General features: G+C 52.5%; 22 protein-coding genes and 1 tRNA gene. 11 read left to right on the top strand and 12 right to left on the bottom strand.

Features of this window, described 5'->3' with window-relative positions:
• Positions 1 to 15: 15 nt before the first annotated feature.
• Positions 16 to 426: a hypothetical protein gene (locus tag NeNHUV3_RS03960; protein ID WP_391482637.1), complete on the bottom strand. Its 411-nt coding sequence runs from the start codon at positions 424 to 426 to the stop codon at positions 16 to 18.
• Positions 427 to 642: 216 nt separating this feature from the next.
• On the opposite strand from NeNHUV3_RS03960, the gene NeNHUV3_RS03965 reads away from it, so the two are divergent.
• Together NeNHUV3_RS03965 and NeNHUV3_RS03970 are read left to right on the top strand one after the other, a co-directional pair.
• Complete coding sequence (locus tag NeNHUV3_RS03965) at positions 643 to 1,026, top strand: DUF983 domain-containing protein (RefSeq protein ID WP_341245936.1); 384 nt, start codon at positions 643 to 645, stop codon at positions 1,024 to 1,026.
• Positions 1,027 to 1,038: 12 nt separating this feature from the next.
• Positions 1,039 to 1,725 carry an NUDIX domain-containing protein gene (locus NeNHUV3_RS03970; protein WP_391482639.1) on the top strand — a complete coding sequence of 229 codons (687 nt, stop codon included), beginning with the start codon at positions 1,039 to 1,041 and terminating at the stop codon, positions 1,723 to 1,725.
• A 6-nt stretch (positions 1,726 to 1,731) separates the two neighbouring features.
• On the opposite strand, the gene NeNHUV3_RS03975 is transcribed toward NeNHUV3_RS03970, so the two are convergent.
• A complete protein-coding gene (locus NeNHUV3_RS03975; RefSeq protein WP_391482640.1) occupies positions 1,732 to 2,775 on the bottom strand; it encodes an aldo/keto reductase in 1,044 nt (347 codons plus the stop codon).
• A gap of 189 nt (positions 2,776 to 2,964) precedes the next feature.
• Between NeNHUV3_RS03975 and metG the strand changes: the two genes are divergently transcribed.
• On the top strand, positions 2,965 to 4,689 hold the full coding sequence (gene metG / locus NeNHUV3_RS03980; RefSeq protein WP_391482642.1) for a methionine--tRNA ligase: 1,725 nt from the start codon (positions 2,965 to 2,967) through the stop codon (positions 4,687 to 4,689).
• A gap of 161 nt (positions 4,690 to 4,850) precedes the next feature.
• Positions 4,851 to 5,969 carry a tyrosine recombinase XerC gene (xerC, locus tag NeNHUV3_RS03985; protein WP_391482643.1) on the top strand — a complete coding sequence of 373 codons (1,119 nt, stop codon included), beginning with the start codon at positions 4,851 to 4,853 and terminating at the stop codon, positions 5,967 to 5,969.
• Positions 5,970 to 6,564: 595 nt separating this feature from the next.
• On the opposite strand, the gene NeNHUV3_RS03990 is transcribed toward xerC, so the two are convergent.
• From NeNHUV3_RS03990 to NeNHUV3_RS04025, 8 genes are all read right to left on the bottom strand, one after another.
• The gene (locus NeNHUV3_RS03990; RefSeq protein ID WP_391482645.1) at positions 6,565 to 6,789 is read right to left on the bottom strand and encodes a hypothetical protein; all 225 of its coding nucleotides are present in this window, start codon (positions 6,787 to 6,789) and stop codon (positions 6,565 to 6,567) included.
• A 243-nt stretch (positions 6,790 to 7,032) separates the two neighbouring features.
• A complete protein-coding gene (locus NeNHUV3_RS03995; protein ID WP_391482647.1) occupies positions 7,033 to 7,584 on the bottom strand; it encodes a recombinase family protein in 552 nt (183 codons plus the stop codon).
• 537 nt (positions 7,585 to 8,121) lie between these two features.
• A complete protein-coding gene (locus NeNHUV3_RS04000) occupies positions 8,122 to 8,736 on the bottom strand; it encodes an SOUL family heme-binding protein (protein ID WP_391482648.1) in 615 nt (204 codons plus the stop codon).
• A gap of 323 nt (positions 8,737 to 9,059) precedes the next feature.
• Positions 9,060 to 10,322, bottom strand: coding sequence for a hypothetical protein (locus tag NeNHUV3_RS04005; RefSeq protein ID WP_391482650.1), 1,263 nt, complete (start codon positions 10,320 to 10,322; stop codon positions 9,060 to 9,062).
• Between the two features lie 362 nt (positions 10,323 to 10,684).
• A tRNA-Leu gene (locus NeNHUV3_RS04010) sits at positions 10,685 to 10,770 on the bottom strand.
• A 129-nt stretch (positions 10,771 to 10,899) separates the two neighbouring features.
• Positions 10,900 to 11,412 (bottom strand): tetratricopeptide repeat protein, encoded by a 513-nt coding sequence (locus NeNHUV3_RS04015; protein WP_391482651.1) that lies wholly within the window; start codon positions 11,410 to 11,412, stop codon positions 10,900 to 10,902.
• 98 nt (positions 11,413 to 11,510) lie between these two features.
• Positions 11,511 to 12,422 carry a nucleoside hydrolase gene (locus NeNHUV3_RS04020; RefSeq protein ID WP_391482652.1) on the bottom strand — a complete coding sequence of 304 codons (912 nt, stop codon included), beginning with the start codon at positions 12,420 to 12,422 and terminating at the stop codon, positions 11,511 to 11,513.
• A 78-nt stretch (positions 12,423 to 12,500) separates the two neighbouring features.
• Positions 12,501 to 14,711, bottom strand: coding sequence for a primosomal protein N' (locus NeNHUV3_RS04025; protein ID WP_391482653.1), 2,211 nt, complete (start codon positions 14,709 to 14,711; stop codon positions 12,501 to 12,503).
• Between the two features lie 58 nt (positions 14,712 to 14,769).
• Between NeNHUV3_RS04025 and fsa the strand changes: the two genes are divergently transcribed.
• The 4 genes from fsa to NeNHUV3_RS04045 all read left to right on the top strand — a co-directional run bounded on the left by fsa (position 14,770) and on the right by NeNHUV3_RS04045 (position 18,000).
• Complete coding sequence (fsa, locus tag NeNHUV3_RS04030) at positions 14,770 to 15,423, top strand: fructose-6-phosphate aldolase (RefSeq protein WP_048597776.1); 654 nt, start codon at positions 14,770 to 14,772, stop codon at positions 15,421 to 15,423.
• A gap of 171 nt (positions 15,424 to 15,594) precedes the next feature.
• Complete coding sequence (locus tag NeNHUV3_RS04035) at positions 15,595 to 16,311, top strand: DUF484 family protein (RefSeq protein ID WP_391482654.1); 717 nt, start codon at positions 15,595 to 15,597, stop codon at positions 16,309 to 16,311.
• Positions 16,308 to 17,252, top strand: a complete 945-nt coding sequence (locus NeNHUV3_RS04040; protein WP_391482655.1) for a tyrosine recombinase XerC — start codon at positions 16,308 to 16,310, stop codon at positions 17,250 to 17,252. Before NeNHUV3_RS04035 ends, NeNHUV3_RS04040 begins: the two co-directional genes overlap by 4 nt.
• 52 nt (positions 17,253 to 17,304) lie before the next feature.
• Complete coding sequence (locus NeNHUV3_RS04045) at positions 17,305 to 18,000, top strand: CDP-alcohol phosphatidyltransferase family protein (protein WP_391482656.1); 696 nt, start codon at positions 17,305 to 17,307, stop codon at positions 17,998 to 18,000.
• Between the two features lie 121 nt (positions 18,001 to 18,121).
• Here the strand turns inward: NeNHUV3_RS04045 and NeNHUV3_RS04050 are convergent, their stop codons facing one another.
• Complete coding sequence (locus NeNHUV3_RS04050) at positions 18,122 to 19,699, bottom strand: ABC transporter substrate-binding protein (RefSeq protein WP_391482657.1); 1,578 nt, start codon at positions 19,697 to 19,699, stop codon at positions 18,122 to 18,124.
• Between the two features lie 163 nt (positions 19,700 to 19,862).
• On the opposite strand from NeNHUV3_RS04050, the gene NeNHUV3_RS04055 reads away from it, so the two are divergent.
• The 3 genes from NeNHUV3_RS04055 to NeNHUV3_RS04065 are packed head-to-tail and all read left to right on the top strand — an operon-like array spanning position 19,863 to position 22,914.
• Positions 19,863 to 20,843 (top strand): membrane dipeptidase, encoded by a 981-nt coding sequence (locus tag NeNHUV3_RS04055; protein WP_391482658.1) that lies wholly within the window; start codon positions 19,863 to 19,865, stop codon positions 20,841 to 20,843.
• The gene (locus tag NeNHUV3_RS04060) at positions 20,840 to 22,498 is read left to right on the top strand and encodes a hypothetical protein (protein WP_391482659.1); all 1,659 of its coding nucleotides are present in this window, start codon (positions 20,840 to 20,842) and stop codon (positions 22,496 to 22,498) included. The genes NeNHUV3_RS04055 and NeNHUV3_RS04060 overlap by 4 nt, the downstream gene beginning before the upstream one ends.
• Complete coding sequence (locus NeNHUV3_RS04065; RefSeq protein ID WP_391482660.1) at positions 22,495 to 22,914, top strand: hypothetical protein; 420 nt, start codon at positions 22,495 to 22,497, stop codon at positions 22,912 to 22,914. Before NeNHUV3_RS04060 ends, NeNHUV3_RS04065 begins: the two co-directional genes overlap by 4 nt.
• A 106-nt stretch (positions 22,915 to 23,020) precedes the next feature.
• Here the strand turns inward: NeNHUV3_RS04065 and hisD are convergent, their stop codons facing one another.
• Positions 23,021 to 24,346, bottom strand: a complete 1,326-nt coding sequence (gene hisD, locus NeNHUV3_RS04070; protein WP_391482661.1) for a histidinol dehydrogenase — start codon at positions 24,344 to 24,346, stop codon at positions 23,021 to 23,023.
• Positions 24,347 to 24,475 lie beyond the last annotated feature (129 nt).

Raw genomic sequence — 24,475 nt, forward strand, 5'->3', positions numbered from 1 at the left:
CGTCTGCGCCATTTGTTACTCGCCGCGGTTTTCCTTGTGCTTGCCACCCTGCTTTGAATGCTCTGCTCGCGCTGCCAAAGCTGTGTCGTATTCTTGTTTGGTTATCGCGCCATCCGCATCTGCATCCATGCGCCCAAACCCGCGCATTTTCCCTTTCTTGGCGTGTGGCGCCACAGCCTGCATTTCCTCAACGCTCAACAGACCATCCTCATTGGCGTCTGCCCGTTCAAACATCTTGGTGATGCGATCAGCCGCGCGCGTGCTGCGGTGCTCACTCATTTCTTGCGCCGTAATTTGACCGTCACTGTCCAAATCAATCACTTCAAACGCCACCGGCTCTGGTGGGCCTTTGCGTGCCTCGGCTATGCCAATTGTCAGGCTCAGTGCTGCGGCAAGGGCGAGGCTCATTTTGGTAATGGGAGACATTGTTACTTCTTTCTTCTCTAATGTGCCCCATCAGTATTTCGGGGCGGTTATATTCATCAAACGGTAGACCCCAAAGTTTCCGTCGCAAAATGCGGAAATTATTTTCCAAAGCCCAATTTCCGCGACATGGGGACGCGATTAGAAATGCGCTGTTTCGCTACAGCGGACAGCCGTGTAAGAAAGCAGACTTCAGCAGTTGAATGATTGGCCGACCCAATGAAAGATACCTACGACGTCGCCGAACGCCCCGCGAAGCCAGCAATGATCAGAGGCTGGAAACGCCGCTGTCCGAAATGCGGCGTCGGGCATATGTTCAAAGGATATCTGACTGTCGACAGCTCATGTATGAATTGCCAGCAAGACCTAAGCGGGCACCGCGCCGACGACGGACCTGCATATTTAACCATTTTGATTGTTGGCCACGTGATGGCGCCGTTTTTGCACATTGCGTTTACGCATTGGCAGCCGGACCCCCTGATTTTGGCAACAAGCCTTTCCGTTGGGTGTGTGGCTTTATCACTTTACCTGTTGCCGCGCCTTAAAGGGGCAATTGTCGGCCTACAGTGGGCCAAGCGCATGCATGGTTTCTCACACGACTAACGTGCACATGTCATGAGCGGCAGCCCCTGCAACACACCAATCAAAGACGCGGCAAGCATTATTTTGCTGCGGCAAACAGATGGCGGCCCAGCAGTATTGATGGGCCAACGGGGTGCAGCGGCAGCTTTCATGCCCTCTAAATTTGTCTTCCCAGGTGGTGCGGTTGATAAGAATGACTACGATATAGAAGTAGCGCAGCAAGGACAGATAGCCGGCGCGCGTGATGCGAGTGACGTGCCCACCCCCGCGTTAGCCGCAGCAGCAATCCGTGAGCTTTGGGAGGAAACTGGTCAGATTTTAGGAAGCGCTGGAACTTGGCCAACCGATCACGTCCCCGAGGGATGGGCAAGCTATGCGCAGACCGGTCACGTACCCAACGGCACCGATTTGCGCTTCATATTTCGGGCGATCACACCGCAAGGTCGCCCAAGGCGTTTCGATGCGCGTTTTTTTGTAGCGAATGCAGATGCCTTGCGCACTGACCCAGATTGCTTTGATCGCGCGCAAGACGAGTTATCGCATCTGCATTGGGTCCCACTGGCCGAGGCACGGCAGCTGGATTTACCATTTGTCACTGATGTGGTCTTGGCAGAGGTGCAAAGATTTGTGACGCGCAAGGTATGGCCCGCCTACCCCATGTTTATGGACAACACCGACGACCACAACATTGTCCGCCCATTAATCAACCCAATCACCTAACGCGCATCAGTACGGCTGTGGATGCGCACGGCCCGCTACATCAAGCGCCGTCATCACCTCATCCGACAGAACAAGATCCGCGGCTTTCAAAGAATTCTCCAACTGCGCCATCGTTGTTGCACCAAAAATCGAAGACGTCTTGAAAGGACGCTGCATTGACCACGCGAGCGCCATTTGAGTTGCATCAAGGCCGAACTTCTTTGCAATTTTCAGATAGGTATCAACAGCGGCAAAACCATTCGCTGATTTACGCCCGCCCAAATCACCATTCAGGTCCATCCGGCTGCCCTCAGGGATCGCCCCCCCTTGATATTTGCCGGTCAAAAGACCCGCTGCCAGCGGAGAAAACGGCAAGCAGGTGATGTCTTCATTGCACGACAACTCGCCCAGATCGGTATCATAAAGGCGGCACATCAAAGAGTATTCGTTTTGCAGCGATACAGGACGCGGACCGCCTGTTGCGTCCGCTGCCTTAAGCCACTCGGACATCCCCCAGGCAGATTCGTTAGAAAGACCAAAGTGGCGAATGGTGCCGCGTTTGATCTCATCTTGGAGTGCGCCCATGCAATCAGCCATATTCTGGCGCACCTCATCAGGTTTCTGCCCCGATGGATCATAGCTCCAGTTTTGGCGGAACATATAACTGCCGCGGTTCGGCCAGTGGAACTGATACAGATCGATGTAATCAGTATTCAAACGGCGCAGGCTACCTTCGATGGCTTGCGGGATACTCTTGGGCGTAATCGGCGCGCCGTCGCGTACGTGTTTGAGCCCCTCACCAGAGTGTTTGGTCGCCAAAATAATGTTTGCGCGCTGGCCCACACGTTCAAACCATTGGCCAATAATACGCTCGGTACGCCCTACGGTTTCGGCTTTCACAGGATTGACTGGATACATCTCGGCTGTGTCTACAAAGTTGATGCCTGCCGCGAGGGACGTGTTGATCTGTTCGTGGGCGTCTTCAATCGTGTTTTGCGATCCCCACGTCATGGACCCCAGACAAAGGGCGGATACGGACAGATCGGTGCGCCCAAGAGTGACGTATTTCATTGCGGCTTCTCCTTAAATTCAGGCGCCTGACCCAACTGCCAGACAAACGTTTCAGTATTGCTAATGCGCGGATGCCAAAAGGGAAAGGGCCACCACAGACCGCCTCAGTAATTGCGCAAGCCAACCAAGGCGGTTACACGGAGTGATCAACGCCCACATTTTTCGTATTCCAGTAGGATGTCGCCCCACATGAGCAGCCAAGCAAAACGTCACCTGATTACTTCAGCAATCCCATACATCAATGGGATCAAGCACTTAGGCAACCTTGTGGGAAGCCAGCTGCCAGCGGATTTGTTTGCGCGCTACCAACGGGCACGCGGCGCAGAAGTGCTGTTTTTATGTGCCACAGATGAACACGGCACGCCCGCGGAACTGGCGGCTGCAAAAGCTGGCAAGCCCGTTGCTGAATATTGCGCCGATATGTGGGAAGTACAGGCCAAGATCGCCGAAGGTTTCGGGCTGTCATTTGATCATTTCGGGCGCTCGTCCAGCCCGCAAAACCACGCGTTGACCCAGCACTTTGCGCAGCGCTTGTCTGAGGAGGGCTTGATCGAAGAAATCGTGACAGAGCAGGTTTATTCAAAAGCGGACGGCCGGTTCCTGCCTGACCGCTATGTAGAAGGCACCTGCCCTAACTGCGGCTTTGACAGCGCACGCGGCGATCAATGTGACAATTGCACCAAGCAACTTGACCCAACAGACTTGATCGACGCCCGCTCAACCATTTCAGGCAGCACTGACCTTGAGGTCCGCGAGACGCGGCACTTGTTTTTGAAGCAATCCAAGATGTGCGACACGTTGGATAACTGGATCAACCAGAAAGCCGACTGGCCCGTTCTTACCACATCGATCGCCAAAAAATGGCTGCACGACGGGGATGGTTTGCAAGACCGCGGCATCACCCGTGATCTGGATTGGGGCGTGCCAGTGATGCGCGCCGACGGCCCGTGGCCCGGTATGGAGGGCAAGGTTTTCTACGTCTGGTTTGACGCCCCCATCGAATACATCGCCTGCGCAGGCGAGTGGGTTGAAGCCGGCAAAGGCAGCGATTGGGAACGCTGGTGGCGCACTGACAAAGGCGCCGACGATGTGCGCTACACGCAATTCATGGGCAAAGATAACGTACCTTTCCACACCCTAAGCTTCCCAGCCACAATCATGGGCTCGAATGAGCCGTGGAAGCTTGTGGATTACATCAAGTCTTTCAACTATCTCAACTACGACGGCGGACAATTCTCAACATCGCGTGGACGCGGTGTGTTTATGGACCAAGCACTTGAAATTTTGCCCGCCGATTACTGGCGCTGGTGGCTCCTGAGCAACTGCCCTGAAAGCAGCGATGCCGAATTTACATGGGACGGTTTCCAAGGGGGCGTGAACAAGGACCTCGCAGATGTGTTGGGGAATTTCATAAGCCGCGTCACCAAATTCTGTAACTCGAAATTCGAACCAGCCATCCCGGCAGGTGGTGCATGGGGCGAGCGTGAAGAGGCGCTGATCCAGGAATTGGAAAGCCGTTTGCGCGCCTACGAAGCACATATGGAAGCCATGGAAGTCCGCAAATCCGCAGCCGAATTGCGGGCAATGTGGGCGGCAGGCAATGAGTATCTGCAGGATGTGGCACCGTGGTCCACGTTCAAAACGGACCCCGATCAAGCTGCGGCACAAATTCGACTGGCCCTGAACCTGATCCGAATTTACGCAGTACTGTCAGCGCCGTTCATCCCAACGGCCGCAGCGCGGGTATGCGCAGATATGAACACCCTTGATATGGCGTGGCCCACAGACATCCGCACGGCCCTAACCGCGCTGCCTGAAGGTCATGGATTCAATGTACCTGATGTGTTGTTCGCAAAAATTACTGATGATCAGGTCACAGAATGGTCAGAGCGTTTTGCTGGCACACGTGACTAACACCTAATCATGCGTGTTGAGGCGCACCGTCGTGTTTTGTGATCTGATGGTGCCCCCTCGCCCCGACACCTGGTACCTGCGGCCAGCACCATTGGTTTAGATGCTAAGTTATTGATAGTTAATGGTTGTCTCAAAGTTTTAACGCTTTGAGAGGCTCACAAATGCACACAATAGCAAACACAATCATACGTAATGGATCATACTATTATAACCTCAGAGTACCTAAACAGTTTGTAGTCGACTACGGTATTTCTACAATTCGTTTCAAGATTTGTGACGTCAGCGATTGTAAGCCAAACTACATTTCTGTTGATGATGTTGAGAAGGTGGTAAGAAGGTTAACTCCACTTATCATGGGCAGTCTTAGGACTGGTAGTAAATTAGACTATAAAGCTGCTGCCAGAAGCCTCATGCCAAAATCCACTCTTCTGTCTGAGATGATGCAGGAGTACCTATCTGTCAGGGATATATCCGAAAAACCCGTAAAGATCGCCGTCAAGCATCTCATAGCTGTAGCAGGTGACAGGGAAATAACTGACTACACACGAGAGGATGTAAGAGTCTTCTTGAGCTATATGCGACAAAGAGAAGTTAAGACTGCCACAGTGAGGCGTAAACTGAACAGCCTGTCTGCAATCTTCAACTACTCATATGCTGAGTTGGATATAGAACGACGTAACCCTTGGACTCGTGTGGTAATACCGCAAGAGGGCAAAGATGTAGACAGACGAGGGTCTTTTACAGTTGACCAGCTATTGGGCGGCTACAAACAAGCACTGTCATCATCTTCTAACGTACAGCTTCTATTTCCTATCCTTGGTGAGACTGGCTGTCGTTTGGCGGAGGTCGTTGGGTTGAAGGTAGGGGATGTTGACCTTGATAATCGTGTTTTGCACATCCGTCCTAATGAAAAACGAAGGCTAAAGACTGTGCGTTCAGAGCGATCTCTACCTCTTACACCTACTGCTTGTTTGGCCTTATCTATGGCACTTGAGCACTCAGATGATGAGTGGCTGTTTCCAAGGTACATTAAGGAAGACGGTTGCTACGCCACACACGCAAGTAATGCCTTAGCCAAGTGGACTAAGAGGAGATGGAACTTAACGGCCCATAGCCTTAGACACACGTTCAGAGACCGCCTCAGGGCTGCTGAGGTTCCATTGGAAGCCATAGATCAGCTTGGTGGTTGGTCTTTGATCTCAAGCATAGGGTCAAGCTACGGCAAGGGTTATAGTATAGACCATCTTCGGCGTTACATGGATCAAGTTGCGATCACCTAGCCAAAGAAAGATCAAACCAAATTCTTGCCTTGGCTTCATATACGGAAACCAACCAAGGCGCATTCAACTGCGCAAAAGATAGGGGTCTCTTGCTTTCATTGAGTTACGTTCTTTCTGTTTAGGCATAACTGCAATTTACCCGAAGAAATGTTAACTCAAAACTCTCTGGATCAAAATGGATAGAAAGAACCATGCTAGAAATGCAGTTATCACAAGCAATACAGCTATGCTGCCAAACAGCGGTTCTGTTAACATAGTAGTCATCAATGAGTCTTGAAAATAGAAGTGCCATTGGGCCATGTCTGCGAAAACCCATTCGTGCATCCTGTAGAAAACCTTTTGTGGGCCAATCAAGAATACAGCAGCGAGACCACTCAATAAAAGCGCTGTCATACTGAAAAATGTTTTCCCTAAGGTGAAGGGTCTCCAAATATCAAGAATTTTACGTGTTTTACAGACCCAACTGAGTACAAATATAAAGACTATGAACCCCGTTAGATACGTTGATGCCTTATTTAAGGAGGCAATCAAGCGAGCTACATCATTTAAGTGATCTATTTCAGGCTGAGTTAGAAACGTATCAATTACCTCACCATTAGGGGAGCGATATGTAATTTTTTTCTAAGCCTAACCCATCATTATTAACGGATTTAACTATTTCACCAAATACGATTGCCCTTTCCTCTTTTGTTGTGGTTTCAAATCCAGTTCGGTTACGATTTTGAGGGCCGTATTGGGCAATCTGTTCAGCAATTCCATTGTATTCATACAGATGCTTAAACAGAAAATTTGTCTGTGAAAGCGCTTTCCATGAAAACATCAGGCACAAAGCCAGCAAAACTACTGACAGAGACGAGTTCACTAAAATTCTTATGAGCAACAGTTACACCCAAGTTGTTCGTGTTAACCCATACTTTGATGAATGTTCAGAATATTTTCAAGTTAGCTGATTAAGATAATATATTTTGCACCTTTATTGAAATCTGAGGCATCCCTAGCGGCCCAAATGAACACTGACCGCCCAAAAGTTTTCGCCTCTCCGTGAATATCTCAACGCCTCTACTCACATAACCTCTGTGTTCAGTATCCTGTGAACTGACATACGGCTGATGCCCATCTGCTCAGCAATCTTGTAGGTACTGCACCCCTCAGCCTTCAACTGATGCACCTTCACCCTATCAATCCGCTTCTTGGTTCCCTTGTAGACACCTTTAGCCTTCGCCTTGGCAATCCCCTCAGCTTGTCGCTTCTTGATGATGTTCCGTTCAAACTCAGCGAAAGCCCCCATCATCTGCAACTGTAGTTTGGCAAATGCATCATCTGCCTCAGCAGAGAACGTCAGTCGTTCAGAGAGGAAGCTGATAGATACCCCTTTGTCGTTCAGAGTACTGATGATGTCCTGTAGGTCTCTTAAGTCCCTAGCCAACCTGTCGATAGAGCACACCACAACAGCATCACCCTCACGAGCGTAGTCGATCATAGCTTGTAGTGCTGGTCTATCTTTGGCTGACTTACCCGACAGCTTCTCCTCAAAGACCTTATCTACTTCACCAAGGTCTTGACGGTCTAAGTTCTGACCTTCGCTTGAAACACGTTTGTATCCAATGACTGACATAGTCGCCCCTACGGTAACATTTGATACTAGAGTACATTATTTCCAGTAACATCATCAAGGAAAATAACTCTAATGTTACCCTCAAGCCAGTAACACAGTAACAGCACCAATACGCTACACCCCATGTTACTAAGTTATTGAGATCGAGACACTTGCCATCACGACCATCCGTGAAGGCCTAGTCAGCTAGTTAACGGTTTTTCACACTAAGCAGCTTGTTGCGCTACGCTAGCGACAGTGGTGTTGCGTGTGTGCAGTCGAATGTGGTGTCTCATTTCGTGAATCACACGACCAAGCTCTGTGAAACTGCGGCAAAGCCACTAATGCCCACTAATATCTAAAAAGGGGTCAGACTGAGGGGATTCATCTGACCCCAGTTATTGCGTGGGAGTATGGGTGGAAAAGTAAACGCCCCACACATTAACAAATCTATATTCTAGAATGTGTTGTGTCAACAAATACCCCGTTGAATCGAAGAACTGGAATGATCCTTGCGAGTATGAGCAACCAACTTAAGGAATATGCCCTACGACGAAATTAGGGCCAAACGATCCGCACCATTGCTTCGTTTCGACGATTAAACGGCATTGTAAGTGGCCCATTGTAGGTAGCTCTAATCACCTCTGATGTTGCTGTGACCCCATCACGACTTAAACTATCCAGTAGTTGGGCTTCTGCATCATTAGCGTTTCTGTCGTTTGCACGACCACTGTAGCTGTAGACAGCGTAGTAGCCACCTTCGACCTTAATGACCTCTACAGATGGGTCAGTAGGCCTTGGCGCTGTCTCTAAGGTGTATGATGAAGGCAGGAAGAACTGCATATACCCCACATCACTTTGCTCCCCCTGAGTAACGGGTACAGTCATCTCTATCTTCTCTGACTGAGCGACAGGAATGGTCATAGAGACCTTCTCAGCAGACTGGTTTGCCCCTGAGATGTATTTGAACAAGGTTCTGAACGCCTTGTTAGAACGTGTCTGACTGGAAACCTGAGCAGCTATACGATCATCGTATTCACGGACTTCATATCCATCAGCCCTGAACACGACATCATAAGGTGGCTCTTCATATGCCATAACGGCCCCTCCAACGAAAATAGTAGGAACTACTACGAGGCAGTACAGCATCAGTGATCTGAGAATATCTTTCATGCTTATCAGGTGGCACTGGTCAGAAGACACTTCAAGGTCAAGCCTTAGCCGAGACACAAAAGAAGCAATCTGTTTCGTGTGTCGTATGGTTGCTGACTCACTTATGACTAATGTGTAACGACCAATAACCCTCTGTGCGTAAGGCTTATAGTTATCACAGACTGTAGTGTTACCTTATGGTGAGTAATGACATAGAATAAGGGACATGAGCTACCCACTTATCTCTTATTACCTAGTAGTATTACATTCTATTGAAGAGACTTGAGCTATCCCCTTAAGGAGGGGAACGAGGGGGTATAGCAAGCCTTTTCTCTTATGCTGAACTAAGGGTTCCGATAACCACTGATAAGTCGTTTTTCTCGTCCATCACGTTCAATAGAAAAGGCAGGAGCAACGGCCTTCCAGCCCTTCTCATGGCAGTAGCTCACGTATTCTTTCTGTAGCTCTTTACCAACGTCTAGGGATGCCTCTTGAGGGCAGACGAGGCAATCGTGCAGGAGAAAGATTGGCTGCTGTAGGCGTTCTACCAGCCTCATCATAATCTCTGTCTCATGGACAGCTAACGTCTCACTGTCCATCACACCCTTCTGCAATGCCTCAAGGCACGTGAACTTTGGGATGATGACCTTCCTGATCTCCGAAAGTCGTGCTTGCGTTATACCAGCATCCTTCATCATCTTAGTCGGTGTCCGCTGGTTAGCAGTTCCCCCACCAATAGCTGACCCCAAGACAGCCTTCACCTCATCACGCTGTATGCCTTCGACAGCGTAAGGGTCTTTGAACCTTGTAGTGAAAGGGATGTGGCCCGTAATTGAACACAGAAGAGTTGGATACATTCCACTAACATCGACCTCAGCAACAGGTTGTCCTTCGATGGTGCATCTGAGGCGTTCTGATTGCTTCATATTCGTCCAAGCACCGTAGAACCTACCGCCTCTGGTAAGGGCCTTGTCGCTGAACTTGCGTTGGGCTTGCCACATCTTCTGATTGCCGTAGGTCAGCGGTGCTTTCTTCCATAGCTCCCAAAGAGCCTTGGTGCGGTCGTCTATCTCACTGTTCACCACCTTGGTTTTCAATGCAGATGAACTTGTTGCATAGACCATGTCTGAGGATTGGAAGTTTATCCCTCTACCTATGTCAGGGACATAGTCAGCAATCAGATATCCATGACAGTTACCTATGCCCTCATAGAGATTGATCTCCGCTGTCACCTTATGGGTTATCCAACCTTGTTCGATCATGGCTTTGCGCAGGGCGATAGCGATCTTGTACCCAACCTGTGATCTTATACGCCAATAGGCTTCATCGTGAGGCCAGCCAATGATGAGTTCACCACCTTTGCGTTGCACTCTATCCTCAAGGCGCTGGGCTTGGAGCAGGAAGCTCGACAGTAGCACCCTTAGCTTTGAGAGTGATACTGGACGGCTACTGTAACAGCCAAGCACCTTCAAACATTCGTCAACAACTGCCACGTCAACCTCAGCCTCTGGTTCAACCAGTGGCGACAGAACCTCTTTGAACTCACTAGATGGGAATAGGTTCTCTAAGCTGAGGGGATCGCTGCTGACGAGCTTGGCACGGGTCATATGGGCCTCCATTGGACTTGAGCATGAGCCTATCACCACATGACTTAATGCCAAGATGAAACCGAAACTTGCCGTGTGCGGTGAGGATACGCCTGAGCAACGACAGGATGATCTATGAGTTCGCTTAGAGGCAGTCTAGAAGGATATGGCTACAATGATGAGATTAACCTGAGGAATTAAAGGGCTGCTCATGCACACAATTCGACTACAGATGCACACACTCAGTGTTGTAGTCGAGCTTCAAGCAGTCTAAGTTCAACCTGAGATGATCAATTATGTCTTTATAACTAAAAGCTAAATCATGCACGGTGGGGCGCACCGTCGTGTTTTGCGATATGATGGTGCCCCCTCGCCCTGACACCTGGTACCTGCGGCCGGACTCGAACCGGCACGGCATTCCTGCCTAGGGATTTTAAGTCCCCTGTGTCTACCATTCCACCACGCAGGCACGCGTCGCGTCAGGGCGAGAGGTGACCCCTACATACTGACCGCAAAACAAAGGTAAAGGCATAATCTGCGCAGAATGCATCGAACCTGACAGCGAAGCCGCCGGCAGCTATCAGTCAGACGCTCGCGCCTATAGATCGGTCGCGGGATCTTCGACCAACAGGGCACGTTCTGATAACCACGGATTGAGGCTGACAGCGATGCGGATTGTGTCCTGCGCCAATCGTGCACGCCCCATGCGGAGTAACGTCAGCCCCTTGCCCGAAAGCGCACCAATATGATCTGGCATGATGCTCAGTGCCATATCCAAATCGGGAAGTGCATTGGCATAGTCTTCCCGCAGATAGCGTATAAACGCACGCTGGTTCCAGCCTTCAGAGTACTCAGGGCAATACTCAATCAGTTGCGTAAACGTCGCCTCGGCCTCTGCCCACGCAAAGCTTTCACGCTGGGCTAGTCCTTGGGTCAAAAGCTCTTTGGCCCGCGCATCGGGGGCTTTGAACCACTCTTCCCAAAGCTGTGCTTGAAGCACTTGCGCGACTGCTGCATTCGGCGCCTCCAAAAGCCCCGCATGAAGTGCGCCGCGTTCGCGTAAGGTATCGGGCACCTCGGGGCAGGCATCTTGTGGCGCAGTTTGTGCCATCACGGGCGCCGTACATAAAACCACGGTGGCGATAAGGGTGGATGAAATGAGTACTCGCATGTTCCATAAGCTGGCACAGCAGCGGGATAAATCAAGCGTTACGACAGGCGCGCAATTTCACTTTTGACGTAAGGCACCGCCCACGAGGTATCAACGCCCATGGCAATGCGGGTTTTCTTGCGGCTTGGATCAGCACAGGTGCGACCCGACTCATCCCCTTCAAGAATGACCTGTAAGCCACTGTCTTCAAAAGTGAAACGCTCGGGGAAGGCAGCAACAAGAACCGCCATACTGTCATGCATCGCACAACCACCTTCAATACCAATCGAGCGATAAAACCGCAGGTAGAAATCTGAAATATCGCGGATAAATCCACCAACGCGCGGGGCATCTTTGCCCATCTGAACAAAGTCATCCCACGTCAAAAGAGTTTGCATCGTGGCATCAAGTCCCACCATCGTCACGTTCAGATCGCTTGCGAACACCGCATCTGCGGCAGCGGCATCATTGTAAATATTCGCCTCCGCATGGGGCGTAATGTTGCCCACATGCTGATAAGCGCCGCCCATCAGAATGATGTCTTTTACGTTGGCTGCAAAATTAGGATCAAGCTCAAGCGCGAGAGCAATATTGGTCAGCGGGCCAATGGGGCAAATGACCAGCTCACCTTTATGTTCAGCCGCTGCATCCACCAAAAACTGTGCCGCACTGCGCGGATCATCAAGACCAATCTGAGGAATATCCGTGAGCGCGCCGAACCCTTCGGGCCCGTGCACATAATCAGACGGGTCATGGCTGTTGCGGCCCAATGCAAACGCCGCCCCCTTGGCCACGGGTGCCTTATGTTTCAGCATGTCCAGCATATAGCGCGCATTGCGGGCAGACTGCTCAACATAGGTGTTCCCAAACACCGTCGTCAGGCCAATCAGCTCGATTTCATCCATCACGCAAGCCAGCGCAATCGCCAGTGCGTCATCTACGCCAGGGTCTGTGTCTATAATCATTTTCATATGCAAAGACCTAGAACCCGCACATCAAATTGACAACAACTTACGCTCACCGGAATGCGCAAACGAATGCGTGGGAGATTAGAAAAAACTCTGCGGATCAATATCAATCGCCAAGCGAACTGAATTTGGTATTTTGAACTGCGCAGTCCACCGCGATAGCGCCGCCTGTAAGGGCGCAGTTTTATCGGCCTTAACCAGCATCCGCACCCGGTGCCGCCCCCTGATCCGCGCGATTGGCGCAGGTGCAGGCCCGTAAACAGTTGCCCCGACTTGGCGCAGCGGGCCATCATTGCGGGCCATGGCCGCGCCAAGATCAAAGATCTCTTGTACGTTTTCAGACGACAGGATGATCCCCGCCATGCGCCCGTAAGGCGGCACACCTGCGGCTTCGCGCTCTGCGGCCTCAGCCGCCCAGAAACCATCTTCGTCCCCCGACAAAATACTGCGAATAACCGGATGATCCGGCTGGTAAGTTTGCAGCAAAGCAGTCCCAGCAACTTCTGCGCGCCCTGCCCGCCCTGCAACTTGGCGCATTAACTGAAACGTGCGTTCGGCCGCGCGCAAATCACTTCCCTGCAAGCCAAGGTCCGCATCAATTACCCCCACCAACGTCAGCTTGGGGAAATTGTGCCCCTTGGCCACCAGTTGCGTCCCGATAATAACATCCGCATCACCCGCTGCGATGCTTTCAATTTGCTCTTTCATGGCGCGCGCCGACCCAAAATGATCTGACGACAACGTGACAACACGCGCGCCCTCAAAAAGCGCTTCGGCTTCTTCAGTCAGACGTTCCACACCGGGGCCCACGGGGGCCAACTTATCCTCAGCCTCACAAGACGGGCATACCGCCGGCATGGGTTTTGTCTCGCCACATTGATGGCAAACTAGGCGTTTTAGAAAGCGGTGCTCAACCATGCGCGCGTCACAATCATCACACCCGATTTGATGACCACAGGCGCGGCACAACGTGATCGGCGCATAGCCGCGACGGTTGATAAACAGCAATGACTGCTCTGACTTTTCAATCCTGCTGCGCACCGCATCCGCCAAAGCGGGGCTAATCCAGCGATCAGACGGCAGGTCCTGGTCACGCATATCAACGGCGCGCATTTGGGGCATCACAGCGGGGCCGAAGCGGCTTTTGAGCTCTAACTTGGCATATTTGCCCTGCTCCGCGTTTACCCAGCTTTCCAAACTTGGGGTCGCAGTAGCCAAAACCACATGTGCCGCACTAATTGACGCGCGAAGCACCGCCATGTCGCGGGCATTATACAGCACCCCATCTTCTTGTTTATACGAGGTATCATGTTCCTCATCGACGACGATCAACCCAAGGTTTTGAAATGGCAAAAACAACGCAGATCGTGCGCCGACGACCAATTGCGCACCGCCCTCGCCCACCATTTTCCACGCACGACGGCGTTCAGCCATGGTCACGCCTGAGTGCCACTCGGCGGGGCGCGCACCAAAGCGGGCCTCAACACGGGTTAGAAATTCCGACGTCAGCGCAATCTCGGGCAGCAGTACCAAAGCTTGGCGGCCCTGCGCCAAACACTCTGCCACCGCTTCAAGATACACCTCGGTTTTGCCGGAACCTGTGACGCCCTTCAAAAGCGTGGTCCCATACCTGCCTGCCGCAACTGCGCTGCGCAATTGGCGCGCGCCAGCGTCTTGATCCGGTGAAAGCGTTTTACCTGCATAGCTCGGATCAAGCTTGGGATAGGCCGTGTCACGGGGCGCGTCTGCTTCGACCACAGCACCCATCTTAGCCAAGCCTTTAACTACAGACGGCGTAACCCCCGCCATATCAGCCACTTCTTTGAGCGAAAAAGACAAAGACGGATAGTCCTTGAGCACCTGCAATACCCGTTCACGGGTTGGGGTAAGACGGTCTGGTACATTTGCGCCAAGGCGATAGATTTTTCGCATCGCGGGCGTGTCGCCCAAACCCGGTGCGCGGGTTGCAAGGCGCAGCATCGCAGACATGGGTGTCAGAGTATATTCCGCTGCACGGGTCAGAAAAGAACGCATATTGGGCTGCATGGGCGTAGCTTCAAGCACCCGCTTGATGGAACGCACTTTGGCAGGATCCCACGTCCCTGCACCTTCTTTCCACACAACGCCAACAATCTTGCGCGGCCCAAGCGGCACCTCAACAAACGCACCAAGCCTACAGCCGCCCTCCGGCGCTTTGTAATCCAAAACGCGGTCGAGCGCACCTGCAGGCAAAACGCCCACGATCTCGCCTTGTTGAAAATACCTTTGCTCTCCCACGCTGCGCCCTTTCAAACGTGCCTCTACTGGGGTAAACGCTGACGCGACAAAGGCCAAGCCAGAGGATGCCACAATGAAGTTTTTTGTAGATACCGCAGATATCGATGCAATCGCGAAACTGAACGAAACCGGAATGGTAGACGGTGTAACAACCAACCCATCGCTGATCAAAAAGTCAGGCCGCGACATCCTTGAGGTGACCAAAGAGATTTGCGACATCGTCAGCGGCCCAGTGTCTGCAGAAGTTGTGGCGCTGACCGCAGATGACATGATCAAAGAAGGCCGCGAGCTGGCCAAGATTGCTGACAACATCGTTGTAAAGCTGCCCCTGACATGGGACGGACTTAAGGCGTGTAAAGTGCTTTCGGACGAAGGCAAAATGGTCAACGTCACCTTGTGCTTCTCGGTCAACCAGGCATTGTTGGCTGCCAAAGCGGGCGCGACTTTCATCAGCCCGTTCATCGGCCGCCTTGATGACATCAACATCGACGGTCTCGAGCTGATCGAAGATATTCGCACTGTTTACGACAACTACGGCTACGAGACTGAAATTCTAGCCGCTTCAATCCGTACAGTGAACCACGTGGCAGACTGTGCACGGATCGGTGCAGACGTCATGACGGCTCCGCCCGAAGTGATCGAAAAGCTGGCAGGTCACCCGCTGACTGCTGCTGGTCTGGCGACATTCATGAAAGACGCTGAAGCCGCAGGCATCAAGATCGTCTAAAATTTCGCCCTGTTAGGGCCTGCGAAGAAACACAAAAAGGCCGCACCGCATTACGCAGGTGCGGCCTTTTTGTTGCGTCAAAGCCATATGCGCACAAAACCCCTGCACGGCTCTGCGCAACCATGCTACAAGAGCAAAAAACAACGACAGCATTCGGCACGAGCAGGTTCCATGACTGACACAAACAAACTGACAGATGCCCAAGAGGCGCTGCGCAAAACAATCATCGAAACTCCCGAACTGGTTTTGGAGGATCATGACGTGATGATGGCGCTGGTCGCCGCAAACGATCGTGGGCAAGGTACCAATGTGGTTGATCTGCGCGGTGCTGCAATGGAGCGCCTTGAGGCACGGCTTGACCGGCTTGAAGACACCCACCGCAGCGTTATCGCCGCAGCTTATGAAAACCTTGCGGGGACCAACCAAGTACAGCGCGCAATTTTGCGGATGCTGGACCCCACGGAATTTGCGACCTTTTTGCAAAACCTTGGCGGCGAGGTTGCTGAAATCCTGCGAGTAGATTGTGTCCGCCTTGTTCTTGAAAGCAGCCAATCTGACAGCACAGTGGCCGCGCAAACACTTGCCGATGTCTTAAGCGTGCATGAAGCGGGCTTTATCGAGGACTATGTGACAGCCGGCAAAGGTGGTGAAAGCCGTACTGTTACCCTACGCCAAGTCAGCCCTAAAAGTGCGGCCGTTTACGGCGATAAGCACGAGTGGATACGGTCTGAGGCCTGTATAAAGCTGAACCTTGGGAAAGGTCGCCTTGGCGGAATGCTGGTGATGGGGGCGGAAGATCCGCACATGTTCAAACCACAGCAGGGCACAGATTTGCTTGCGTTCTTTGGTGGTGTTTTTGAGCGCGCTCTGCGCCGCTGGCTCGCGTGACCCAAGAAAAACCACACCTTGGCGTTCAGATCAGTCCGGCGGCCACGGAGGCCCTTGCGACGTTTCTAAGCCAAATGACAGCACTGCGAGGTGCTGCCAAGAACACAACCGAAGCCTACCAAGCAGACATCCTTGGCTTTCTGGCTTTCATCACCCAGCACACAGCCGCACCGCAAGGCTTGAACGCGCTAAAGGCGATCACTGTGCAAGACATGCGCGCCTGGATGGCGTTTGAACGCGGACGCGGCGTTGGCGCGCGCTCGCTGGCCCGGTCGTTATCTGCGGTGAAGTCTTTTTATGCGTGGCTGGCCGAGCGCGAAGGGTTTGAACCTACCGCCGTTCTGTCAACCCGCGCACCCAAATTTCAAAACAAATTACCCCGCCCGTTGACCAAAGATGCGGCTGTCAAAGTTCTGGATAATCTTGAGGTTCAGGCAACCGAGGCTTGGATAGGGGCGCGGGATGTGGCGGTTGTAACGCTGCTTTATGGCTGTGGTCTGCGTATTTCAGAGGCCCTTGGCCTTAAAGGACGCGACGCACCGCTTGCAGATGTTTTGCGCATCAAGGGTAAGGGCGGCAAAGAACGCATTGTCCCTGTGATAAACGCTGCGCGTGAGGCCGTTGACGCCTACATCAAACTTTGTCCCCATCCATCTGAACCTGACATGGCGCTGTTTCGAGGCGTGCGTGGAGGTGCGCTTAATCCACGGCTCATTCAAAAAGTGATGGAGCGCTCAAGACTTCAACTTGGCCTTCCCGCCACCGCAACCCCGCATGCCATGCGGCATTCGTTTGCGACCCACTTGCTCGGTGCCGGTGGAGATTTGCGCGCCATTCAAGAACTACTTGGGCACGCATCCCTTTCAACAACCCAAGCCTACACAGCAGTCGACACTGCGCATTTGATGGATGTTTACGAGCGCGCGCACCCGCGAAGGTGAGAAGGCGTTAAGAAAGCTTTGCAATTTAGCAAAAAACGATTAGCACCACCAAATGTCTATTAAAAATAAAGCGCTCGCTGTTCACCTGTTCACCGCCACTGGCGCTGTTTTCGCAATGCTCGCTATGCTTGAGGCCGTTAAGGGCGATTGGCCCATGATGTTCTTATGGCTGGTTGTTGCCTTTTTTGTAGATGGTATCGACGGTCCGCTTGCCCGTAAATATGACGTGAAAACAAACGCTCCCTTGTTTGACGGGGTGCTGCTGGATTTGATCATTGATTACCTGACGTATGTGTTCATTCCGGCATTTGCGCTGTTCACATCAGGTTTGCTCGAAGGGTGGACCGGCTGGGCCACAATCATCGTAATTACCTTCACATCCGCGCTTTATTTCTGCGATACACGCATGAAAACTAAAGACAATTCTTTCTCGGGATTTCCAGGGTGCTGGAACATGGCAGTGCTGGTTTTCTTCGCGCTGCAACCGGGGCACTGGGTCATATTGGCCGCAGTCATTGTGCTGGCAATCGCCATGTTTGCCCCTGTAAAATTCGTCCATCCTGTACGCACACAGCGTTGGCGGACACTAACGCTGCCTACCGCATTGGCGTGGACGTTCTTTGCAGGATGGGCCGCTTGGGTACAGTTTGATTTGCAGCCCGCCGTTTACTGGGGCTTGATCCTGACGACGTTATATCTGCTTTTCGCCGGCGCAGTGCAGCAAGTTACCGAAAAAGACACAATGTAATTTCGCCGCTGACTTCAGCAGCATTGGACACGAAAAAACGGCGGCCCGATGAAGGCCGCCGTTTGCTGTTTATGATACCAGAAACAAACGCGGCTGATGGTGTTTCAGCCGCGTCCGTTTTTTAGTTCATTGTGAAGAACTTGAACTTGGGATCATCCTCAGGAGACACTTCTGTGCCAACTGCATCGCTCATACCCCAGTTCAACACTTGGTGGTGGATCGGGATGTACTGCTGGTTTTCCTGAACCACGGCCCAAATATCGGCAATGGTTTGGTTCCGCTTGGCAAGGTCAGTTTCAGAGGCAAGGGATACAACTTTTGCATCAATCGCCGCATCAGAGAACCCTGTGTTGTTCCAAGAACCACGATCGCCGGAACGTGAGTGTGTCAGGAAGTTGAACACATATTCGGAATCGTATGTCGGAACGCCCCAACCCAACATGTAGAACTCTGTCTCGCCGTTTTGGATCAGCGGGAAGTGCTGAGCTTTGGGTTTCGCATCAAGGTTAACTGTAATGCCGATTTGCGCCAGCATACCAACGGACGCCTGACAAATGCCTTCGTCGTTGACATAGCGGTCATTCGGGCAATCCAGCTGGATGGAGAAACCATCTGCATAGCCAGCTTCTGCCATCAACGCTTTTGCGCCTTCAACGTCCGTCGCAGATGCGCCGTCCATTTCAGCAGTCCAACCGTTAACGAATGGCGGTGCAATCATGCCTGCTGGCTGTGACTGGCCACGCATAACAACCTGTTTGATCGCATCGCGGTTGATCGCCATAGACATCGCACGGCGGACGCGGACATCAGCCAGTGGGTTTGCACCCTCTACATTGTCGTTTTCCAGATCCGCTTTGCCCTGATCAATACCAAAGAAAATCACGCGGTTTTGTGGCGCTGTTTTCACGCTCAGGCCGTCTGATGAATCAACGCGGCCCAAATCCTGTACCGGTACGTCTTGGATAAAGTCGACTTCACCTGACAAAAGCGCTGCAACACGTGTCGCGGCGTTTTGGATTGGTGTGTAAACGATCTCAGTCACTTCCAGTGGGAACTCATCTGCGCCCCAATAGCCATCGCGCTTTTTTAGGACGGTTTTGACGTCAGGCTCGCGGCTTTCAAGAGTGTATGGACCTGTGCCCATTGCGTTTGTTGCGGCAAATGTTGTCTCGCCGTTGGCGATGTCTTGCACGTTTACAACACCGTTCGCTTCGGTCCAGCCTTTGTCCATGATGAACAGGTTGGTGAAGTTGTTGGGCAGGATCGGGTTTGGACCATCGGTGACAAATTCAACAGTCATGTCGTCTACGGCGCGTACTTCGACGATGGATGTCAGCAGCTCTTTCATGGCTGACTTTTCGGATTTTGCACGCTCGAAGCTGAACACAACATCTTCTGATGTGAAGGCAGAGCCGTCAGAGAAAGTCACGCCTTCACGCAGCTTGAAGACCCAAACATTTGCGTCGCCTTCTTTGGGCGCCCACTCGGTTGCGAGGGCAGCTTGGAACGCGCCGGCTGTGTCACGAATGATCAGTGGTTCATAGATTTGGTGTGCCAACGTGTGTGTTGGACCTTCGTTTTGCGCATGGGGGTCAAGCGTCAAGCTGTCACCAGCACGCGCCCAACGCAGACTCTCGGCTGAGGCCAGCGAGGTAGACGCCAAAAGAGTGGCAGCAAAAAGAGCGGTAGTCGTTTTCATGTAATCGTCTCCCAAAGTTACCCGAGCATCAAATGACTTGGCGGCACAAATGGCAAGAGGCTTGTGGGCCCAAAATCGATCAAACAGGATGACGGCAATTCAAACTCACGAACTGTCGCAAATAGACTGGACAGAACGCAAGTTGCACGTTTTTGTGGCAGTTATGAAAACGCCTCTGATTGATAACCTGCAATATTGCAACTGGTCCCGCAGCATCTTTGAACAGATGCGTGAAGGCGGCGTTGATGCTGTTCATGTCACCATCGTTTATCACGAGTCGTTTCGTGAAATGGTTCTGCAACTTGAAGCATGGAACCGCTGGTTTGAGACATGTGGCGATCTTATCATGCGCGGCACCACCGCCCAAGATGTGACACGCGCAATGGAGACAGGCCGCACAGCGATTTTCTTTGGGTTTCAAAACCCGTCGCCCATCGAAGATGACATTGGCTTGATTGAGATTTGCCACCAACTTGGCGTGCGGTTCATGCAGCTGACGTATAACAATCAGTCCTTGCTTGCGACGGGCTGCTATGAAGACGAGGACACGGGCCTGACCCGCTTTGGCAAACAGGCCATTGCCGAAATGAACCGCGTTGGTTTGGTTGTCGACATGTCGCACAGCGCTGATCGCTCGACTCTTGAGGCGATTGATCACTCGACCCGCCCCATTGCGATCACCCATGCAAACCCCGCTTGGTGGCATGCGGCAAAACGCAACAAGTCCCACGAGGTTCTTAGCGCGCTTACCTCTGCTGGCGGCATGTTGGGCTTTTCGATTTACCCCCACCACCTTAGCGGCGGCCCTGCATGCACGCTGGAAAGTTTTTGCCAAATGATCGCAGAAGCTGCCTCAAAATACGGTGCCGAGCATTTGGGCATCGGAACGGACCTTTGCCAAGATCAACCCGACAGCGTTGTCGAATGGATGCGTGTAGGACGATGGTCTAAGGTCATTGACTATGGCGAGGGGAGTGCCACCGATGCAGGTTTCCCCCCAATGCCAGCATGGTTCAAAGACAACAGAGACTTCGACAACATTCGGCAAGGATTGCTTGCGACGGGTATGACAACCGGCGAAGTGGACGGCATCATGGGCGCGAATTGGCATCGTTTTTATGCTGACGCGTTTGGGCCTGCATGAAGGATTTCGCACCCCCACCACAGGCTAAGCTGCGCCCCGCATCGGACGTGATGCGCCTGCGCCGTTTGGGTGCATCATTCCCCACAAGATTATCTTTTCTGCGCACGCTGTTGCGCAGGCTCTCGATCGAAAATGCAACTGTGACCTGCCCCGTCTGGCAGATGAGCACGGATGGATACGGCTACGCAGTCATTAGCGTGCCGCTTGGCGGGCACGTCTACTCCCTCGTTGCTGTCAGCACTGAACTTGATCCGGATGCACGCACCGACCGCGTGATTGCAACGGCGTGGGACACAGCATTTGTCCTTTATGACGGCATCCCATCCCAACCCGAAATCGACCGCATCGTAGCCACGGCACCCCATCAGGAAGCCTCGCGCTTCTCCGCTTCTGATTTGGTCTTAAGCCGTGCGAACAAATCTGTGCGGCTTTGGTCGCACGTGGTTGAACGCCTTCAGGCAGGTCTGCAGCCAGATGAGCAAATGGTTCGCGAGACAGGCTATTTGATGCGCACAACGGCCGTATACGGAAACGGTAAATTCGGGATCGCGGATCGCGCTGACATAGCAGAACGCGATGGGCTTTCGGGCCCGTTCCAAGCAGAAATGCTCACTGTTTGGCTGATCCGGCATTTCACGCATCTGTTGGTCGAACACGTGGGCCAAGCCCCCCTTGATGCGCATCTTAAGCGTCACCTTGGGATTGGCAATTCCACAGGGCTTGGGATGGCCCCGTTTTTAGTCACGCATCCTGTTTTGCTGAACAATTGGATCATGGTCCGCGAGACAGCACTGGCCCGTATCAGGGCATTAGAACAGCTGCCTGACGGTGCTGCCGTAACGTTGCAAAACCTTGCCAAGCGCGCAGCAAAGCACCTTTCAGAATGGATTGTCCCCGATGCCATCGCCGCAACGCGAATATCGACCCTGCGATCAGAATGGGAAGCGATTGTTGACTACCTTAATAGCGAAGCATGGCATGAAGCGGCCAAAAAAACTTTCCCGATAGAGGCGCTTTTACAGCAAGCCGAAGGCCTATCAGAGGACGCGCAAGAGTTGCTCTGCGCCATGATCATCGAACCGTTTGGTGACTTGGTCGACGGGCTGGAAGAGTGCATGGCCGACCCGTTCGGCCCGCCCCGCCTGACACCATGCGACACCTCAGAGCTACATGCGCTGATCAATCGAGACTGGGCTTGGGCAACTGCGCGCGACTACAACGCACGGGACGAATGCGCACAATTTTGGTACGTCTCGGAAGAGAAATTAGAACCCCGCCTTGGCAACCGTCACGAAGAAGATGGCGCTGACCTTGAAAGCCCCCTTGATATTGCGCGCCGCGTTGCGGCTTTGGCCAAAGACCTTCCTGCGTCCGGCTCATTGACTGCGTTTTTGGCCATACATCCAGAACACCGCTTTGCTGTCGAACGGGTGCAATGTCTGGACAAACATCCTTATTCTGAAATCCGCGATAACCTTATTGCCGACACATGCCTGCCAATTGATATGTTGCGGTGTAAGTTATCATTTTTTGGAGCCTCAAAATTTGATCCAAAGTCTGACCGCTGGACCCGCGTAACACTCTGCCAAGGCGCGCCGCTTGCAAATGAACTTAGTGCTGCTGATGACTGGTGGCTGCCAACATTTGGATCATGAGCGGTTCCTCTAAATCAGCAAATGAAGCAAGCATGTTGCTTCAAAAAGCTGCCCGCGGTGCAGGGTTTGGTGTCGCTCAAGCCCGTGATTTTGGCACAGCAGCGGCCCTGCATCTTTACGCGTCACGAGGCGAAGGCGACTTGTTCGACGCATTGAACGATCCTGTTGGCCCAATCACAACACTACCTGTCGTGATGGACGACCTACTTGACCCCACATCGGATGGATGTGGCGTCTTTACGGGACTGGCGCTGAGCTATTTTCAGACAGCAACAGCGCGTCCTACGATCCGGCGTATTATGATGTCTGACGGGCTCAACGCGTACCTCAACACGCTGGCCGCAAAAACATATGTCCCCGCAAGCGATGCGTCACGGCTGGCGGGTGCGGGCGCGGGCTTGACTGACAACGACTAAACTGGTGCGCGATGAATGGTCGTTGTTCCGTAAAATTGGCCCCATACAAAAAGGGCGCACCCAAACGGAGCGCCCTTTTTATTAGATTTTTTTGAGCGACCTCAACTTACTCAGCCGCGTCGCGGTAAGGGGCTGCGCCACCATAGGGAACGTTGACACCACCGTAGCGGCGCACGCGCACGTTGCACTGTTCGGCGTGACCAACAAAGCCTTCCATCATGCACAGGCGGCTGCCATATTCGCCCACAAGGGTCGCAGCTTCATCCGTCAGCACACGCTGATAGCTATGCGTTTTCAAGAACTTACCAACCCAAAGACCACCAGTATAGCGACCCGCCTTCTTGGTTGGCAGCGTGTGGTTTGTACCGATAACTTTATCACCATTTGCGACGTTTGTGCGAGGTCCAAGGAACAGCGCGCCGTAGCTGGTCATGTTTCCCAGGAACCATTCGTCACGGTCGGTCATGACTTGGATGTGCTCGGAACAAATCTCTTCAGAGACTTTCAACATCTCATCGTAGCTGTCGCACAAAATGACCTCGCCGTACTCTTCCCAACTCACGCGTGCCGTGTCGCGTGTTGGCAAAATCTCGAGCAAACGTTCAATCTCAACCAGTGTTTCTTCAGCAAGTTTACGGCTGTTTGTGATCAAAACTGCGGGGCTGTTGTAGCCATGTTCGGCCTGACCCAAAATATCCGTGGCCACAATTTCCGCGTCCACAGTATCATCGGCAATCACGCAGGTTTCAGTTGGGCCTGCAAACAAATCAATACCCACTTTACCAAACACCTGACGCTTGGCTTCCGCCACAAATTTGTTGCCCGGCCCTACGATCATGTCGCAAGGCTTCACGCTTTCAGTACCGATGGCCATAGCGGCGACAGCCTGAATACCACCCAAAATCATGATTTCATCAGCGCCTGCCAAATGCATCGCAGTCACAACAGCTGGATGGGGCTCACCATTCACGGGCGGGCTTGACGCCACAACGCGCGGCACGCCCGCCACTTTAGCCGTCAGAACGGACATATGCGCAGACGCGATCATGGGGAACTTGCCGCCGGGCACATAGCAACCCGCGGATTGCACCGGAATGTTTTTGTGACCCAACACAACACCCGGCATCGTCTCGACCTCAACATCCGTCATTGAGGCGCGTTGAATTTCGGCAAAATTACGAATTTGCGCTTGGGCGAACTTGATATCGTCAATCTCGCGGCTAGTCAGTTTTGACATGGCTGCTTCGATTTCTGATTGGCTCAGGGCAAAACGCTCTGGTGAATAGTTGTCAAACTTGACGGACAAATCGCGCACCGCCGCATCACCGCGTGCTTCGACATCGGACAAGATGCCCTCAACAATGTCACGGGTCTGCTTATCATCAGCCGCTACGTCTTCTGCTGATTTGCCGCGCTTAAGATATTCAGCCATTTTAGGTCCCCCAATTTGGTTGGCGTCATGTCACCTTTCGCGTGACAATAGAGCGTTCCGTCTGCGGCTCAAGCAGTTTTTGCAAAGGTATGCAAAGTGGTGTGCAGCCAAGCAGTTACAGGGCACGTG

Source organism: Nereida sp. NH-UV-3, from assembly GCF_042939535.1.
Classification (GTDB): Bacteria; Pseudomonadota; Alphaproteobacteria; order Rhodobacterales; family Rhodobacteraceae; genus Nereida; species Nereida ignava.

Bases quoted from the DNA above. Each gene is read 5' to 3' on its own strand.
- NeNHUV3_RS03970 (WP_391482639.1), top strand. From the start codon at position 1,039: ATGAGCGGCAGCCCCTGCAACACACCAATCAAAGACGCGGCAAGCATT.
- xerC (WP_391482643.1), top strand. From the start codon at position 4,851: ATGCACACAATAGCAAACACAATCATACGTAATGGATCATACTATTAT.
- NeNHUV3_RS03960 (WP_391482637.1), bottom strand. From the start codon at position 426: ATGTCTCCCATTACCAAAATGAGCCTCGCCCTTGCCGCAGCACTGAGC.
- NeNHUV3_RS04035 (WP_391482654.1), top strand. From the start codon at position 15,595: ATGACTGACACAAACAAACTGACAGATGCCCAAGAGGCGCTGCGCAAA.
- NeNHUV3_RS04060 (WP_391482659.1), top strand. From the start codon at position 20,840: ATGAAGGATTTCGCACCCCCACCACAGGCTAAGCTGCGCCCCGCATCG.
- hisD (WP_391482661.1), bottom strand. From the start codon at position 24,346: ATGGCTGAATATCTTAAGCGCGGCAAATCAGCAGAAGACGTAGCGGCT.
- NeNHUV3_RS03965 (WP_341245936.1), top strand. From the start codon at position 643: ATGAAAGATACCTACGACGTCGCCGAACGCCCCGCGAAGCCAGCAATG.
- NeNHUV3_RS04005 (WP_391482650.1), bottom strand. From the start codon at position 10,322: ATGACCCGTGCCAAGCTCGTCAGCAGCGATCCCCTCAGCTTAGAGAAC.
- fsa (WP_048597776.1), top strand. From the start codon at position 14,770: ATGAAGTTTTTTGTAGATACCGCAGATATCGATGCAATCGCGAAACTG.
- NeNHUV3_RS03990 (WP_391482645.1), bottom strand. From the start codon at position 6,789: ATGTTTTCATGGAAAGCGCTTTCACAGACAAATTTTCTGTTTAAGCAT.
- NeNHUV3_RS04015 (WP_391482651.1), bottom strand. From the start codon at position 11,412: ATGGCACAAACTGCGCCACAAGATGCCTGCCCCGAGGTGCCCGATACC.
- NeNHUV3_RS03975 (WP_391482640.1), bottom strand. From the start codon at position 2,775: ATGAAATACGTCACTCTTGGGCGCACCGATCTGTCCGTATCCGCCCTT.
- NeNHUV3_RS04000 (WP_391482648.1), bottom strand. From the start codon at position 8,736: ATGAAAGATATTCTCAGATCACTGATGCTGTACTGCCTCGTAGTAGTT.
- metG (WP_391482642.1), top strand. From the start codon at position 2,965: ATGAGCAGCCAAGCAAAACGTCACCTGATTACTTCAGCAATCCCATAC.
- NeNHUV3_RS04020 (WP_391482652.1), bottom strand. From the start codon at position 12,422: ATGAAAATGATTATAGACACAGACCCTGGCGTAGATGACGCACTGGCG.
- NeNHUV3_RS03995 (WP_391482647.1), bottom strand. From the start codon at position 7,584: ATGTCAGTCATTGGATACAAACGTGTTTCAAGCGAAGGTCAGAACTTA.
- NeNHUV3_RS04055 (WP_391482658.1), top strand. From the start codon at position 19,863: ATGAAAACGCCTCTGATTGATAACCTGCAATATTGCAACTGGTCCCGC.
- NeNHUV3_RS04050 (WP_391482657.1), bottom strand. From the start codon at position 19,699: ATGAAAACGACTACCGCTCTTTTTGCTGCCACTCTTTTGGCGTCTACC.
- NeNHUV3_RS04045 (WP_391482656.1), top strand. From the start codon at position 17,305: ATGTCTATTAAAAATAAAGCGCTCGCTGTTCACCTGTTCACCGCCACT.
- NeNHUV3_RS04065 (WP_391482660.1), top strand. From the start codon at position 22,495: ATGAGCGGTTCCTCTAAATCAGCAAATGAAGCAAGCATGTTGCTTCAA.